Origin of the sequence: Roseobacter sp. GAI101 (genome assembly GCF_000156335.1) — a bacterium.
Lineage (GTDB): Bacteria > Pseudomonadota > Alphaproteobacteria > Rhodobacterales > Rhodobacteraceae > Sulfitobacter.
This window is the reverse complement of the sequence record NZ_DS999213.1, coordinates 2251896-2265695: the sequence shown is the minus strand read 5'-3', so window position 1 is coordinate 2265695 and position 13800 is coordinate 2251896. Positions and strand designations below refer to the sequence as shown.

The 13800-nt window shown below is 58.8% G+C and carries 10 protein-coding genes and 1 pseudogene; 8 read left to right on the top strand and 3 right to left on the bottom strand.

Annotated features, from left to right (window positions below):
- Positions 1-129: 129 nt before the first annotated feature.
- The 8 genes from RGAI101_RS10510 (at position 130) to RGAI101_RS10475 (ending at position 10534) form a co-directional block, all read left to right on the top strand.
- Positions 130-2100 carry an AMP-binding protein gene (locus RGAI101_RS10510; RefSeq protein WP_008225849.1) on the top strand — a complete coding sequence of 657 codons (1971 nt, stop codon included), beginning with the start codon at positions 130-132 and terminating at the stop codon, positions 2098-2100.
- 73 nt (positions 2101-2173) lie between these two features.
- The gene (locus tag RGAI101_RS10505) at positions 2174-2995 is read left to right on the top strand and encodes an ABC transporter ATP-binding protein (protein WP_008229118.1); all 822 of its coding nucleotides are present in this window, start codon (positions 2174-2176) and stop codon (positions 2993-2995) included.
- A 35-nt stretch (positions 2996-3030) separates the two neighbouring features.
- Positions 3031-4020 (top strand): branched-chain amino acid ABC transporter permease, encoded by a 990-nt coding sequence (locus RGAI101_RS10500; RefSeq protein ID WP_008228873.1) that lies wholly within the window; start codon positions 3031-3033, stop codon positions 4018-4020.
- Between the two features lie 75 nt (positions 4021-4095).
- Positions 4096-5172: a branched-chain amino acid ABC transporter permease gene (locus RGAI101_RS10495; protein ID WP_008228443.1), complete on the top strand. Its 1077-nt coding sequence runs from the start codon at positions 4096-4098 to the stop codon at positions 5170-5172.
- A 97-nt stretch (positions 5173-5269) separates the two neighbouring features.
- A complete protein-coding gene (locus tag RGAI101_RS10490; RefSeq protein WP_037229405.1) occupies positions 5270-6550 on the top strand; it encodes an ABC transporter substrate-binding protein in 1281 nt (426 codons plus the stop codon).
- A 75-nt stretch (positions 6551-6625) separates the two neighbouring features.
- Complete coding sequence (locus RGAI101_RS10485) at positions 6626-7462, top strand: ABC transporter ATP-binding protein (protein WP_037227961.1); 837 nt, start codon at positions 6626-6628, stop codon at positions 7460-7462.
- Between the two features lie 51 nt (positions 7463-7513).
- Entirely contained in the window at positions 7514-8740 is a 1227-nt protein-coding gene (locus tag RGAI101_RS10480) for a phenylacetate--CoA ligase family protein (RefSeq protein ID WP_008225760.1), read from the top strand.
- 123 nt (positions 8741-8863) lie between these two features.
- Positions 8864-10534, top strand: a complete 1671-nt coding sequence (locus tag RGAI101_RS10475; protein ID WP_008227420.1) for an ABC transporter permease — start codon at positions 8864-8866, stop codon at positions 10532-10534.
- Positions 10535-10551: 17 nt separating this feature from the next.
- Here RGAI101_RS10475 and yghX read toward each other — a convergent pair whose 3' ends face one another.
- The 3 genes and pseudogenes from yghX to yghU form a co-directional block, all read right to left on the bottom strand.
- On the bottom strand, positions 10552-11451 hold the full coding sequence (gene yghX / locus RGAI101_RS10470; RefSeq protein ID WP_008229323.1) for a YghX family hydrolase: 900 nt from the start codon (positions 11449-11451) through the stop codon (positions 10552-10554).
- 111 nt (positions 11452-11562) lie between these two features.
- A pseudogene (locus RGAI101_RS10465) lies at positions 11563-12574 on the bottom strand (extracellular solute-binding protein).
- A 138-nt stretch (positions 12575-12712) separates the two neighbouring features.
- Positions 12713-13585, bottom strand: a complete 873-nt coding sequence (gene yghU / locus RGAI101_RS10460) for a glutathione-dependent disulfide-bond oxidoreductase (protein WP_008225078.1) — start codon at positions 13583-13585, stop codon at positions 12713-12715.
- Positions 13586-13800: the final 215 nt, after the last annotated feature.

Below are 13800 nucleotides of genomic sequence, written 5' to 3'. Positions count from 1 at the left end.
AATTCGTAAGGATTGAGAAATCATTAAGAAAAAGTTGACGATCAACCTTCGGTGAACATCATGATGCGACATCAGAATCGCATCAGCGATCGACCTGCCATTAAAGAGCAGGCATTGGGAGGAAGACATTTGGCTTACAAGCTTGTAAGCGCCGACGGACCGCAGTCCGTTCCGGCGCTGTTGCATCGTAATGCAAAGCAATTCGCGAACGCGCCGGCGTATCGCGAAAAAGAATATGGTATCTGGCAAAGCTGGACGTGGTCCCAGACCCGCGACGAAGTCGAAGCACTGGCCCTTGGCCTACTTGAACTTGGCGCGAACGAAGGCGACTTTATCGCCATCATCGGCCGCAACCGCCCCTATCTGTACTGGGCGATGATGGCCGCCGAGATGGTCGGCGCAGTGCCGGTGCCGCTATACCAAGACGCCAATGCCGAAGAAATGGCCTATGTGCTGGAACATTGTGGCGCGCGATTTGCCATCGTCGGGGATCAGGAACAGGTCGACAAGGTGCTTGAGGTTCAAGACCAGCTGTCCCAGTTCGAACGGATGATCTACCTTGATCCGCGCGGTCTGCGTAAATACGACCACGCGGCTTTGGACCAGTACAGCGCGGTTCAGGACCTCGGCCGCAAGACCCGCGACAAGCATATCAAGGAGCTTGAAGCGCGTCAGGCCAAGCTGAATTACGATAGCACCGGTGTGATGCTCTATACCTCCGGCACCACGGGCAAGCCAAAGGGCGTCGTGCTGAGCAACCGCAACATCATCGAGACGGCCAAGTCGTCGTCTGAATTCGACCACCTGCGTCAAACCGATGATATCCTTGCTTACCTGCCGATGGCTTGGGTCGGCGATTTCATCTTCTCTGTCGGTCAGGCGCTGTGGACGGGGTTCTGCACGAACTGTCCCGAATCCGCCGACACGATGCATGTCGATCTGCGCGAAATCGGTCCGACCTATTACTTCGCGCCGCCCCGCGTGTTTGAAACACAGCTGACCAGCGTCATGATCCGGATGGAAGACGCCAGCCGTTTCAAGAAGTGGTTGTTCGACACCTTCATGGGGATCGCGCGCCGTGTCGGCCCCGATATTCTGGACGGCAAGCCCGTCGGGTTCATGGACCGGCTGAAATACGGTCTGGGCGAGCTGATGATTTACGGTCCGCTGAAAAACACCCTGGGTCTGAGCCGCGTGCGCGTGGGTTACACCGCAGGCGAAGCGATCGGCCCCGAGATTTTCGACTTCTACCGCTCGCTCGGGATCAACCTCAAACAGCTTTACGGTCAGACCGAAGCAACCGTTTTCATCACCGCACAGCCCGATGGCGAAGTGCGCAGCGACACCGTTGGCGTGACATGCCCCGGCGTAGAGCTGAAGATCGCGGACAACGGCGAGGTCTTCTACCGCAGCCCCGGTGTTTTTGTGGAATACTACAAGAACCCGGAAAGCACGGCGGATACCAAGGATGCCGAAGGCTGGGTCGCAACCGGCGACGCGGGCTTTATCGAGGAAAGCACAGGCCACCTGCGCATCATCGACCGCGCCAAGGATGTGGGCAAGATGGCCGACGGCAGCCTGTTCGCGCCGAAATACGTTGAAAACAAGCTGAAGTTTTTCCCGAACATTCTGGAGGCGGTTGTCTTTGGCAATGGGCGCACGGAATGTACGGCGTTCATCAACATCGACCTGACGGCGGTCGGCAACTGGGCCGAGCGGAACAACATCGGTTATGCGTCCTATCAGGAACTTGCGCGGCATCCTCAGGTGATGGACCAGATCCAAAGCCATGTGGAGGAGGTCAACGCCTCAATCGCCGAAGACGAGATGCTGTCGGGCTGTCAGGTGCACCGCTTTGTCGTGCTGCACAAGGAACTGGACGCTGATGACGGCGAGCTGACACGCACCCGCAAGGTGCGCCGCAAGGTGATCGGTGAAAAGTTCGAAGACATCATCAACGCTTTGTATGACGGGTCATCGTCGGTCAGCACGGTCACGGAAGTGACCTATGAGGACGGGCGCAAAGGGTCGATTTCGGCCACGCTGGAAGTGCGTGACGCGAAGGTCTTTGCAGACAATCGCAAGAAGGCTGCGGCATGAGCATCATGAGCGGAGTGTTCGGGCGCAGCGCGCGCGCAGTGGATTTTAAGACCATTTGGAATGAGGGTGTCGCATGAAGGATCAGGCGGACGGATACATCACCGCGGATGGTCGCCAGATCGGCCCTGTCGTGATGGAGATGAAAAACATCACCCTGCGGTTTGGTGGCGTGGAAGCAATCAAGGATATCTCGTTTGATATTCGCGAGGGTGAAATTCGCGCGATCATCGGGCCGAACGGGGCGGGCAAGTCGTCGATGCTGAACGTGATCAGCGGGTTTTACGTGCCGCAAGAGGGTGAAGTCTGGTACAAAGGAGCGCGCCGCGCGCCGATGAAGCCGTTTCAGGTCGCCGAACAGGGCATCGCGCGGACGTTCCAGAACATCGCCTTGTTTGAGGGCATGTCGGTTCTGGACAACGTCATGACCGGACGGTTGACCCATATGGAAACCGGCCTGTTCTGGCAGTCGCTCTGGAAAGGCAAGGCCGAGCGGGAAGAGACCGCGAACCGCGAAGTCGCCGAGAAGATTATCGATTTCCTTGAAATTCAGGCAATCCGCAAAACCCCGGTGTCGCGCCTTTCTTACGGTTTGAAAAAGCGCGTTGAACTGGCGCGGGCGCTGGCGGCGGAGCCGTCTATCTTGCTGCTGGACGAACCGATGGCCGGGATGAACGTCGAGGAAAAAGAGGACATGAGCCGCTTTATTCTGGATGTGAATGACGAATTCGGCACCACGATCGCGCTGATCGAACATGACATGGGTGTCGTGATGGATCTGAGCGACCGGGTGGTGGTGATGGATTACGGCAAGAAGATCGGCGACGGCACACCTCATGAGGTGCGCAACAACCAAGCCGTGATCGACGCCTATTTGGGGGTCGCACATGATGACTGATTTTGACCTAAACTTTGCGAACTGGAGGGTCTGATATGCCTGAGCAACTGGCCTTTGCCCTTGAGGTAACCGCGAACGGTCTGATGGCGGGGGTGCTTTATGCACTGGTCGCGTTGGGGTTTGTTCTGATCTACAAGGCGTCCGGAATTTTCAACTATGCGCAAGGGGTCATGGCGCTGTTTGCCGCGCTGACCCTGGCGGGGATCATGGACGGGCAGGTACCCTTCAGCCACTTGATCAACGCTGTCTTCGGCACCGACGTCCATCACTTCGGGTGGAACGTTCCGGCGTTTCTGGCGATTTTGCTGACCATGGTGGTGATGATCGCCCTGGCCTATGCGGTGCAGAGGTTGGTGTTCCGCCATCTGGTGGGGCAAGAGCCGATCATCCTGTTCATGGCGACCATCGGTCTTGCCTATTTCCTTGAGGGCGTAGGTGATCTGATGTGGGGGTCCGACATCAAATCAATGGATGTCGGCCTGCCGCAGGGCATCAACACATGGATCGACGAGACCACGTTCGAGGCCCTGGGCTACGGCTTCTTCATCGACAACCTGGATATCGTGGCGAGCATCATCGCGGCGCTGCTGGTCATCGGGTTGGTCATGTTTGCGCAATATACCAAGCAAGGCCGCGCAATGCGGGCTGTGGCGGATGACCATCAGGCGGCGTTGTCCGTCGGTGTGTCGCTGAACTTTATCTGGATCCTGGTGTGGTCGTTGGCGGGGTTTGTCGCCCTTGTGGCCGGCATCATGTGGGGCACGAAATCGGGCGTGCAGTTTTCGCTGTCGCTGATCGCGTTGAAGGCATTGCCCGTGTTGATGCTGGGCGGGTTTACGTCGATCCCCGGTGCGATTGTCGGCGGTCTGATCATCGGTGTGGGTGAGAAGCTGTTCGAATTCCTGATTGGTGCACCCTTTCTTGGTGGTGCGACGGAGAACTGGTTTGCCTATATGCTGGCGCTGATTTTCCTCGTGTTTCGTCCGCAGGGTTTGTTTGGGGAGAAGATCATTGAGCGTGTTTAGCCTAATTCGATGTCGGATCGGGGCGCTGCCCCAAACCCCGGGATTTTTTACCATTTGGAATGAGGGGCGCGGCTGATGCTTTATCGTGAATCAGGGGATTTCAGCTCCACCTATGCAGAAGACAGCCAGACGTTTCCGATCAAGTTCGACCGGTACCGCTATTATTTTGTGCTGTTCGTAGCCATTGCCGTGATCCCGTTTATGATCAACGACTATTGGGTGAATTCGCTTTTCCTGCCGTTCCTGATCTATGCCATTGCAGCGATCGGGTTGAACATTCTGGTGGGTTATTGCGGGCAGGTCAGCCTTGGCACCGGTGGCTTCATGGCTGTGGGGGCTTATGCCTGCTATAAGCTGATGACCAGCTTTCCGGATGTCAGCATGTTGATACATGTGTTGCTGGCGGGGCTGATTACGGCGGCGGTTGGCGTGCTGTTCGGTTTGCCGTCACTGCGGATCAAGGGGTTCTATCTGGCGGTGGCGACACTGGCGGCGCAGTTCTTTCTTGTGTGGCTGTTCAACCGGGTACCGTGGTTCTACAACTATTCGGCTTCCGGTCAGATCAGCGCGCCGGAGCGCACGTTCTTGGGGGTCAACATCACAGGTGCGAATACCCAAGCCTGGGCGACCTATCTGTTCTGTCTGATGTTCGTGATCTTTAGCGCCTATGTCGCCCGCAACCTGACCCGCGGGTCGGTGGGACGCAAATGGATGGCGATCCGGGACATGGATATCGCGGCCGAGATCATCGGCGTGAACCCCTTGCGGGCCAAGCTGACGGCATTCGCGATATCGTCGTTCTTTATCGGCATATCGGGCGCGCTGTTCTTTTCGATCTATCTGGGCGCTGTCGAAGTCGGCGAAGCCTTTGGCATACAGAAGTCGTTCCTTGTGCTGTTCATGATCATCATCGGCGGGCTGGGGTCCATCTTTGGCAGCTTTGCCGGGGCCGCATTTCTGGTGCTGCTGCCGGTCGTTCTCAAGATCGTTGGCGTGGACTGGCTGGGCTGGCCCACGGATATCGTGGCGCATTTGCAGCTTGTGATCGTCGGGGGGCTGATTATCGTGTTCCTGATCGCAGAACCGCATGGCCTTGCCCAACTATGGCGCGTGGCCAAGGAAAAACTGAGATTGTGGCCCTTCCCGCACTAGGGGACGGCACATGGCGGGGGAGGAGACCCACGCCGAAGAAGACGACCGGGCAAACCCGGCACTATCGGACATATCCAGGGAGGAAACACCGATGAACATGAAACTGAAACTGACCACAGTGGCGCTTGGCGTTACACTGGCTGCCGGCCCCGCGATGGCAGAGCTTGTCTTTCCATCACTAAGCTACCGCACCGGCCCCTACGCCGCCAACGGCATTCCGTTTGCGGATGGCTATGCAGATTACTTCACGCTGCTGAATGAACGCGATGGCGGCATCGGTGGCGAAGCGATCCGCATGATCGAATGCGAAACCGGCTATAACACCGAAAAAGGTGTGGAATGCTACGAAAGCACCAAGGGCGAAGGCGCTTTGGTTTATCAACCGCTTTCCACGGGCATTACCTACCAGCTGATTCCCAAAGCGACTGCCGACGGAATCCCTGTCCACTCGATGGGTTATGGCCGGACCTCTGCCAAAGACGGTTCCGTGTTCAAGAACATCTTCAACTATCCTGCGAACTACTGGGATGGCGCATCGGTCGCGATCAAGCACCTGCTGGACGTGAACGGTGGCAGCCTTGAGGGCAAGAAGATCGCGCTGGTCTATCACAACTCTGCCTACGGCAAGGAACCGATCCGCACGCTGGAAGAGCTGAGCAAGAAGCACGGTTTTGAACTGAGCCTGCTGCCCATCGACCACCCCGGTCAGGAGCAGAAGTCCCAGTGGCTCCAAATCCGTCGTGAAAAGCCGGACAATGTTATCATGTACGGTTGGGGCGTCATGAACCAGGTTGCCATTCAGGAAGCGGCGAACATCCGTTACCCGATGGATCAGTTCATCGGCATCTGGTGGTCCGGTTCTGAGAACGACGTACGTCCTGCGGGCGATGCGGCCAACGGCTACAAGGCACTGACGTTCCACAACGTGGGCGATGATTTCCCGGTGTTTGACGACATCCAGAAGTTTGTCGTCGATGCGGGCAAAGCTGCGGGTGCAGGCGACCAGATCGGTACGGCGTTGTACAACCGTGGTCTTTATGCCGCGATGTTGGCGGCCGAAGCTGCGAAAACAGCGCAAGGCATGCACAACACGACCACTTTGACGCCTGCGCAAATGCGTGACGGTATGGAAGCGCTTGAGATCACAGAGGCCAAAATGGCCGATCTTGGCCTGCCGAACTTTGGTCCGGAATTCAAGGTATCCTGTGAAAACCATGGCGGTAACGGCTTTGTGGCCGTGTCCCAGTGGGACGCAGCTGCCGACAGCTGGAGCCTGATCACCGACTATGTGCAGTCTGACCAGGACATCCTTGGCCCGTTGGTTACCGAAGACGCAGCCGCATTTGCTGCTGAATCCGGTATCACGCCAGGCTGCTAAGCGGACCGTTCGAATTGGGATGCGGCGGCCAGGTCGCCGCATCCCCGACAACCGCCATCTATGAAAGAGACACCCATGCTGGACGCCACACCAACGCCCGACGCGCAGGTCGAGACCCTTCTTGAGGTCAACAATATCGAAGTGATCTATAACTCGGTCATTCTGGTGCTCAAGGGCGTGAGCCTGAAGGTCCCCAAGGGCGGTATCACAGCCTTGCTGGGCGGCAATGGCGCGGGCAAGACGACGACGCTTAAGGCGATTTCGAACCTGCTGCACTCTGAACGGGGCGAGGTTACCAAAGGGTCGATCAAGTACCGTAACGAGCCGGTGCACAAATCCGATCCCGCCGAGATGGTCAAACGTGGCGTCGTGCAGGTCATGGAGGGCCGGCATTGTTTTGAACACCTGACCATCGAAGAAAACCTGCTGACCGGAGCCTATACCCGCAGTGACGGCAAAGCTGCAATCGCGCGCGATCTTGAGATGGTGTATGATTATTTTCCACGCCTGCGCGAACGCCGCAAATCACAGGCCGGCTATACTTCGGGCGGGGAACAACAGATGTGCGCGATTGGCCGCGCGCTGATGTCACGCCCTGAAACAATCCTCCTGGACGAACCGTCCATGGGGCTGGCCCCGCAACTGGTCGAACAGATTTTCGAGATCGTGAAATCGGTAAACGAACAGGAAGGCGTGACTTTCCTGTTGGCCGAACAGAACACCAACGTGGCGCTGAGGTTTGCACATTACGGATACATTCTGGAATCCGGTCGTGTCGTGATGGATGGTCCCGCCGCCGATCTGCGCGAAAACCAGGACGTCAAGGAATTCTATCTTGGCATGTCCGACGAGGGCCGCAAATCCTTCCGCGACGTGCGCAGTTACCGCCGCCGGAAACGCTGGCTCAGCTGAACCGACCCTTGCCACCGATCCTGAATTTTACGTGAATTGCGAGTAAGCAACATGGCACAGATGTCCCATTTCCATGACCAAGAAACCCGCAGCGCCGACGCCCGCGCCGCTGATCTGGCGCAGGCCTTGCCTGCCCAGATAGCGCGCGCAAAGGCGTTGCCGGGATATTCGGGATCGTTGGACGGGGTCGACCCTGCGACCATCACCAGCGCCGACGCACTTGCCGGACTGCCGGTGTTGCGCAAGTCCGAACTGGGCAAGGCGCAGGCGGTATCAGCCCCCTTTGGCGGCTTCACGACCAAGCCTGCACAGGCCTTTACCCACATCTTCCAATCCCCCGGCCCAATCTATGAACCTTCGTCAAATGCGCCCGACTGGTGGCGCATGGGCCGGTTCCTGCATGCGGTTGGCATCGGGACTGGGGATATCGTCCAGAACTGCTTTGGCTACCACCTGACCCCTGCAGGCATGATCTTTGAATCCGGCGCACAGGCCGTCGGGGCGGCCGTGCTGCCCGCAGGCACCGGTCAAACCGAATTGCAGGTCATCGCCGCGCGCGATGTCGGCACCACAGCCTATGCAGGCACACCAGACTACCTCAAAGTCATCCTCGAAAAAGCCGACGACATGGGCGTGACCCTTGGCATCACCAAGGCGGCCGTCGGCGGCGGTGCCCTGTTCCCGTCCCTGCGCGACTATTACACCGCGCGCGGCATCACCTGCCTGCAAAGCTATGCAACCGCCGATCTGGGCAACATCGCCTATGAAAGCCCCGCGATGGAGGGGATGATCGTCGATGAGGGCGTCATCGTCGAAATCGTCACGCCAGGCACGGGCAATCCGGTCCCCGCCGGTGAAGTCGGCGAAGTGATCGTGACCACGCTGAACCCTGACTACCCGCTGATCCGCTTTGCCACAGGGGACCTAAGCGCGGTCCTGCCCGGCACCTCGCCCTGCGGACGCACCAACATGCGCATCAAGGGCTGGATGGGGCGCGCCGACCAAACCACCAAGATCAAGGGGATGTTCGTGCGCCCCGAACAGGTCGCGGCCCTTGTCGCCCATCATACCGAAATCACCAAGGCCCGCGTCGTGGCGAGCCGCGCTGGTGAACAGGACGTGATGACCGTGCATATCGAAACCACCGGCGGCGACGCCGATGCCTATGCGCAAACCGTGGTCGACGTTCTCAAACTCAAGGCGAGAATCGTTCTTGCCGATCCCGGAACCTTGCCCAAGGACGGCCTCGTGATCGAAGATCAACGCAGCTACGACTAACGTCCCTGACCTTCTCTGGCTCTTAAATATCCTCGCCGAAGGCGGCACGACGTCGCAGCAGATGCAGCGATAATTTTGCGCACCCCGCTGGTATTTCCGACTAAAATAGTCGAAACCAAACAAATGACCTCGCGCCAGACAAATCCATCCCGAATTGACGTCAAGGGGCCCCGTGACGGGCTGCGCCTGCTGGCTGCGGCTGCCGTCGCCATTGCAGGGGCTTGCGCCTTGCCGATGCTGGCGGTGCTGCTGGCGGCCCTTGTGGGCGGCACAGACACGGTGCGCCATCTGATAGAAACCGTTTTGCTGGGCTATGCCGGCACAACGCTGCTGCTGGTGGTTTTTGTGGCAGTGGGCACGTTTGCCCTGGGGGTCGGGGCGGCGTGGCTGGTGACGATGACCCGCTTTCCGGGGGCAAAAATCCTCGAAATCGCGCTGGTCCTGCCGCTGGCCTTTCCCGCCTACGTGCTGGCCTACGCCTATACCCATGTCCTTGATCATCCGGGCATTGTGCAGGCGACCTTGCGCGATATGACGGGATGGGGCCCGCGTGACTATTGGTTCCCTGAGATCAGGTCGCTGGGCGGGGCCGCCCTGATGCTGATCCTCGTGCTGTATCCGTATGTTTATCTTCTGGCCCGTGCCGCGTTCCTGCAGCAGTCGGCGACGACATTCCTGGCCGCGCGTGCCTTGGGCAGCAGCGCGTGGGTGGCGTTCTACAAGGTCAGCTTGCCGCTTGCACGTCCGGCCATCGCAGGGGGCGTGCTGCTTGCCGTGATGGAGACGATCGCCGATTTTGGTACTGTCGCATATTTCGGGGTCCAGACCTTTGCGACAGGCATCTACACCAGCTGGTTTTCCCTGTTCGACCGTGCGGGTGCGGCGCAGCTGGCGCTGTGCCTGCTCAGCTTTGCGCTGTTGCTGGCCATGCTTGAACGGGTCCAGCGCGGCAAGGCGAAATACCATGACCCCTCGCGCCGTGCTGTCGCCATGCCGCCGCTGCAATTGACCGGCTGGCGCGCGGCTGCGGCGCTGGTCGCCTGCGGCCTGCCGGTGCTGTTGGGGGCCGTGCTGCCCGTCGTGATCCTGTTTTCCATGGGCATCGGGTCCGAACAGGATCTGCTCAGCCCGCGCTATCTTGGCTTTATCCGCAATTCAGCCATGCTTGCGGGGATCGCTGCGGCGTTGACGGTGACGGCGGCGGTTTGTGTCGGTTTCTTTCAGCGGCTGCGGCCGGGAACGCTGTCGAATGCTGCCGCCTATGTGGCGCGGCTTGGCTATGCGGTGCCGGGCGGAGTGATCGCGGTGGGGCTGCTGGTGCCGTTCGCAGCCTTTGACAATGCGCTGGACGCATGGATGCGCAGTACCTTCGACATCTCGACCGGGTTGCTGGTAACGGGGTCGATCTGGCTGCTGGTCGCAGCCTATATGGTACGTTTCCTCGCGGCGGCGCTTGGGGCCTACGAGGGCGGTCAGGCGATGGTGCACGCCAATATGGATTCGGCAGCCCGGTCCTTGGGCGAAACGCCGGTTGGCACCCTGCGCCGGGTGCATTTGCCGATCTTGTCGCCCAGCCTTTTGACGGCGCTGCTGATCGTTTTTGTCGATGTGATGAAGGAACTTCCCGCGACCTTGATCATGCGGCCTTTCAACTATGATACCCTTGCGGTGCAGGCATACCGTCTGGCCAGCGATGAAAGACTGGACGGGGCTGCCGTACCCAGTCTGGTGATCGTTGCACTGGGGTTGCTGCCTGTCATTCTGATCTGTCGGCAGGTGGGACGGCAGCGCTAGGCCACCGCCCGCGCGGGTCACCCGCGCAGATGTTCTTCGAAATGCGCCAGGGTGCGGTCCCATGCCAATGCGGCAGCTTCGGCGTCATACCGGGGTGTGGTATCGTTGTGAAAACCGTGGTTCACATCCGGATAAAAATGCACGCTGAACTCTTTTTGATTGGCCCGCAGCGCTTCTGAATAGGCGTCCCAGCCTGCGTTGATCCGTTCGTCCAGCCCTGCATAGTGGATCATCAGCGGGGCCTGGATCGCAGCCACATCTGCGGCATCCGGCTGGCGACCGTAGAACGGGACCGAGGCCGCCAGATCCGGGTAGGCCACCGCCAGCGCATTGCACACGCCACCGCCATAGCAAAAGCCGACAGCGCCGACCTTGCCGGTGGTGTCGTCATGGTCGCGCAGAAATTCAAAGGCGGCAAAGAAATCCGCCATCAGCTTGACCCCGTCCAGGGAACGCTGCATTTCTCGGCCCTCTTCGTCGGTGCCGGGATAGCCGCCAAGCGGCGTCAGTCCGTCGGGACCAAGGGCAAGGTATCCCGCTTTGGCACAGCGGCGCACCACGTCTTCGATATAGGGGTTCAGGCCACGGTTCTCGTGGATCACCAGAACGGCGGGCAAGGGGCCGGTGGCACCTGCCGGCTTGGCCATCAGGCCCTTGATGGTGCCATGGCCGTCCGGGCTGTCATATTCGATGGTGGCGGTTTCGATGTCGGGATCATCGGGGGCGACTTGCTGGGCCAGGGCATAGTTTGGCTGAAGCTGTTCCAGCAGCATCGCACCTGTTACACCGACGGCGGCGAATTTGCTGGCTTGGCGCATGAAGTCACGTTTCGAAATCGCGCCGTGCACATAGCCGTCGAAAATCTCGAGCAGGCGTGGGTCGAAATCGCGGGCGGTCTTGCGGGGGCCTTGGGTCATCTGGACGCTCCTGTTCGGTAGGGCTGCTGGGGGTGTCCAGAAAAGAATAGACCGTATCGAAGCGTTTCCGATACGGTCTTGTTTTCACATATCTGTCAGGGCAGGTGGGATTTATTCCCAGCCAACCGCGTCAAAGATTTTCTGTGCAGTCGGGATGTTTTCGGCCACTTCCGACAGGTTCACTTCGTCTGCCTTGAATTCACCCAGCTTCGCGACTGATTCAGCCAGTTCGACGCCTTTGACGGCGGGAAATTCGTCGTTCCCGGTCGAGAAATAGACCTGTGCGCTGTCCGACGACAGATATTCAAGGAATTTCACAGCGTGGTCGCGGTTGGGCGCATTGGCCGCGACGCCTGCACCGGACAGGTTCATATGCGCGCCGGTGTCTTCCTGATCCGGGAAGATCCAGCCGATCTTGTCGATTTCGGCACTGACGCCGTCCACGTCCGTGCGCAGGGCGCGGGCAAAGTAATAGGTGTTCGACACGGCGATTTCACATTCGCCGGACACCAGACCGCGCAGCTGGTCGGTATCACCACCTTGCGGCGCGCGGGCCATGTTGTCGACAACGCCTTGCGCCCAAGCGGTGGCTTTTTCTTCACCGTAATGCGTGACCATCGCGGCCAGCAGGGTCTGGTTGTATTCGTTCGAGGACGACCGGATGCACACCTTGCCTTTGTAGGCAGGGGCGGCCAGATCAAGATAGGTCATCGGCGGCGTGTCGACGGTGTCCTTGGCGTAGAAATGATCCGCGACCGCTGGGAGAACCCGAACCATTCGTTTTCGCTGTCTTGCAGTTGGCGGGGATGCGTTCCTCAAGATGTCGCTGTCCACGGATGCAGCAGGCCATGTTCTGGGCCCGGCTCAGGCGGCTTGTGTCGACGGTAACCAGAATATCTGCGGGCGAATTCGCGCCTTCCGCCTTCATGCGGGCCAGCAATTCGTCGGCTTTGCCTTCGATCCGGTTGATGGTGATTCCGGTTTGATCGGTAAAGTCGGAATACAGCTTTTCATCCGTGTCGTAGTGGCGCGACGAATATATGTTCAGCTGGCCTTCGGCGAAAGCGGGCAGGGCAGCTGAGGCCATAAGCACGGCAGCGAGAGCGGATTTTTTCAGGGTCATAATAAATGTCCATGTGATTTGTATTACTTACTAATTTAGTAAGAAACAGATATGGCCCCTTAAGGCAAGGAGTTCTTGACTAAAATAGTGGGATAAGCGTTTTGCCGCTAACTCCAGGCGCGGCAAAACGCAGTAGATTTAGCTGTCCGTCCCGATCTTGTCCTGGGTCTTGGTGTCGAAATCGCTGGCGTCGTGACGCTCGTGCAGCTGCATCTCAGGCTCTCCGAAGGGGCGGTTGACCATGCGGCCGCGCAACACGGCGGGGCGGGAATCAATCGTTTGTGCCCATCTCATGACATTCTTATAGGACGCCACATCAAGGAACTCTGCCGCGTCGTACAGACGCCCCAGCACAAGTTGACCATACCAGGCCCAGATTGCCATATCGGCGATTGAATACTCGCCCGCCATGTATTCGTTGTCAGCAAGGTGACGGTCAAGCACATCAAGCTGGCGCTTGGTTTCCATCGCGAAGCGGTCGATGCAATATTTGATCTTGACCGGCGCATAGGCGTAGAAGTGCCCGAAGCCACCGCCCAGATAGGGCGCGCTGCCCATTTGCCAGAACAGCCAGGACATGCATTCGGCCTTTTGCGCGGGGTCCTTCGGGATGAACGCGCCGAATTTCTCGGCCAGATACAGCATCATCGACCCGGATTCGAAAAGCCGCTGCGGTTTGTCGGCGGAATGGTCCATCATCGCAGGGATCTTGGAATTGGGGTTCACGTCAACGAAACCCGACCCGAACTGGTCACCTTCACCAATGTTGATCAGCCACGCATCATATTCCGCGCCTTCGTGACCGGCTGCCAGAAGTTCCTCGAGCAGCACGGTGACCTTGACGCCGTTTGGCGTCGCCAAAGAATAAAGCTGAATCGGATGCTTGCCCACCGGCAGCTCTTTTTCCGAGGTCGGACCCGCGATCGGCCGGTTAATATTGGCGAATTTACCGCCGTTGCCGGGTTCCCATTCCCAGACGGCGGGGGGCGTGTAGTCGGGCAGATCGGTCATAATATCCCTTTCGATGCAGATATTTCATGTCTGACGAGGAACCTAGGGTGTGGAGTGCGGAGCGCAAGGGCGGAGGTGGGATGCGCAGCCGGGACGGCTGTCGTTCACACTTGGGAATTTGCGATTGGGCAGGGCAATTGAGTGATCATGCGCTTGCGCGGCCGCGTTCTGGATATATATGCAATCTGATTACCCAAAATCGCGAGTAGTTTGCC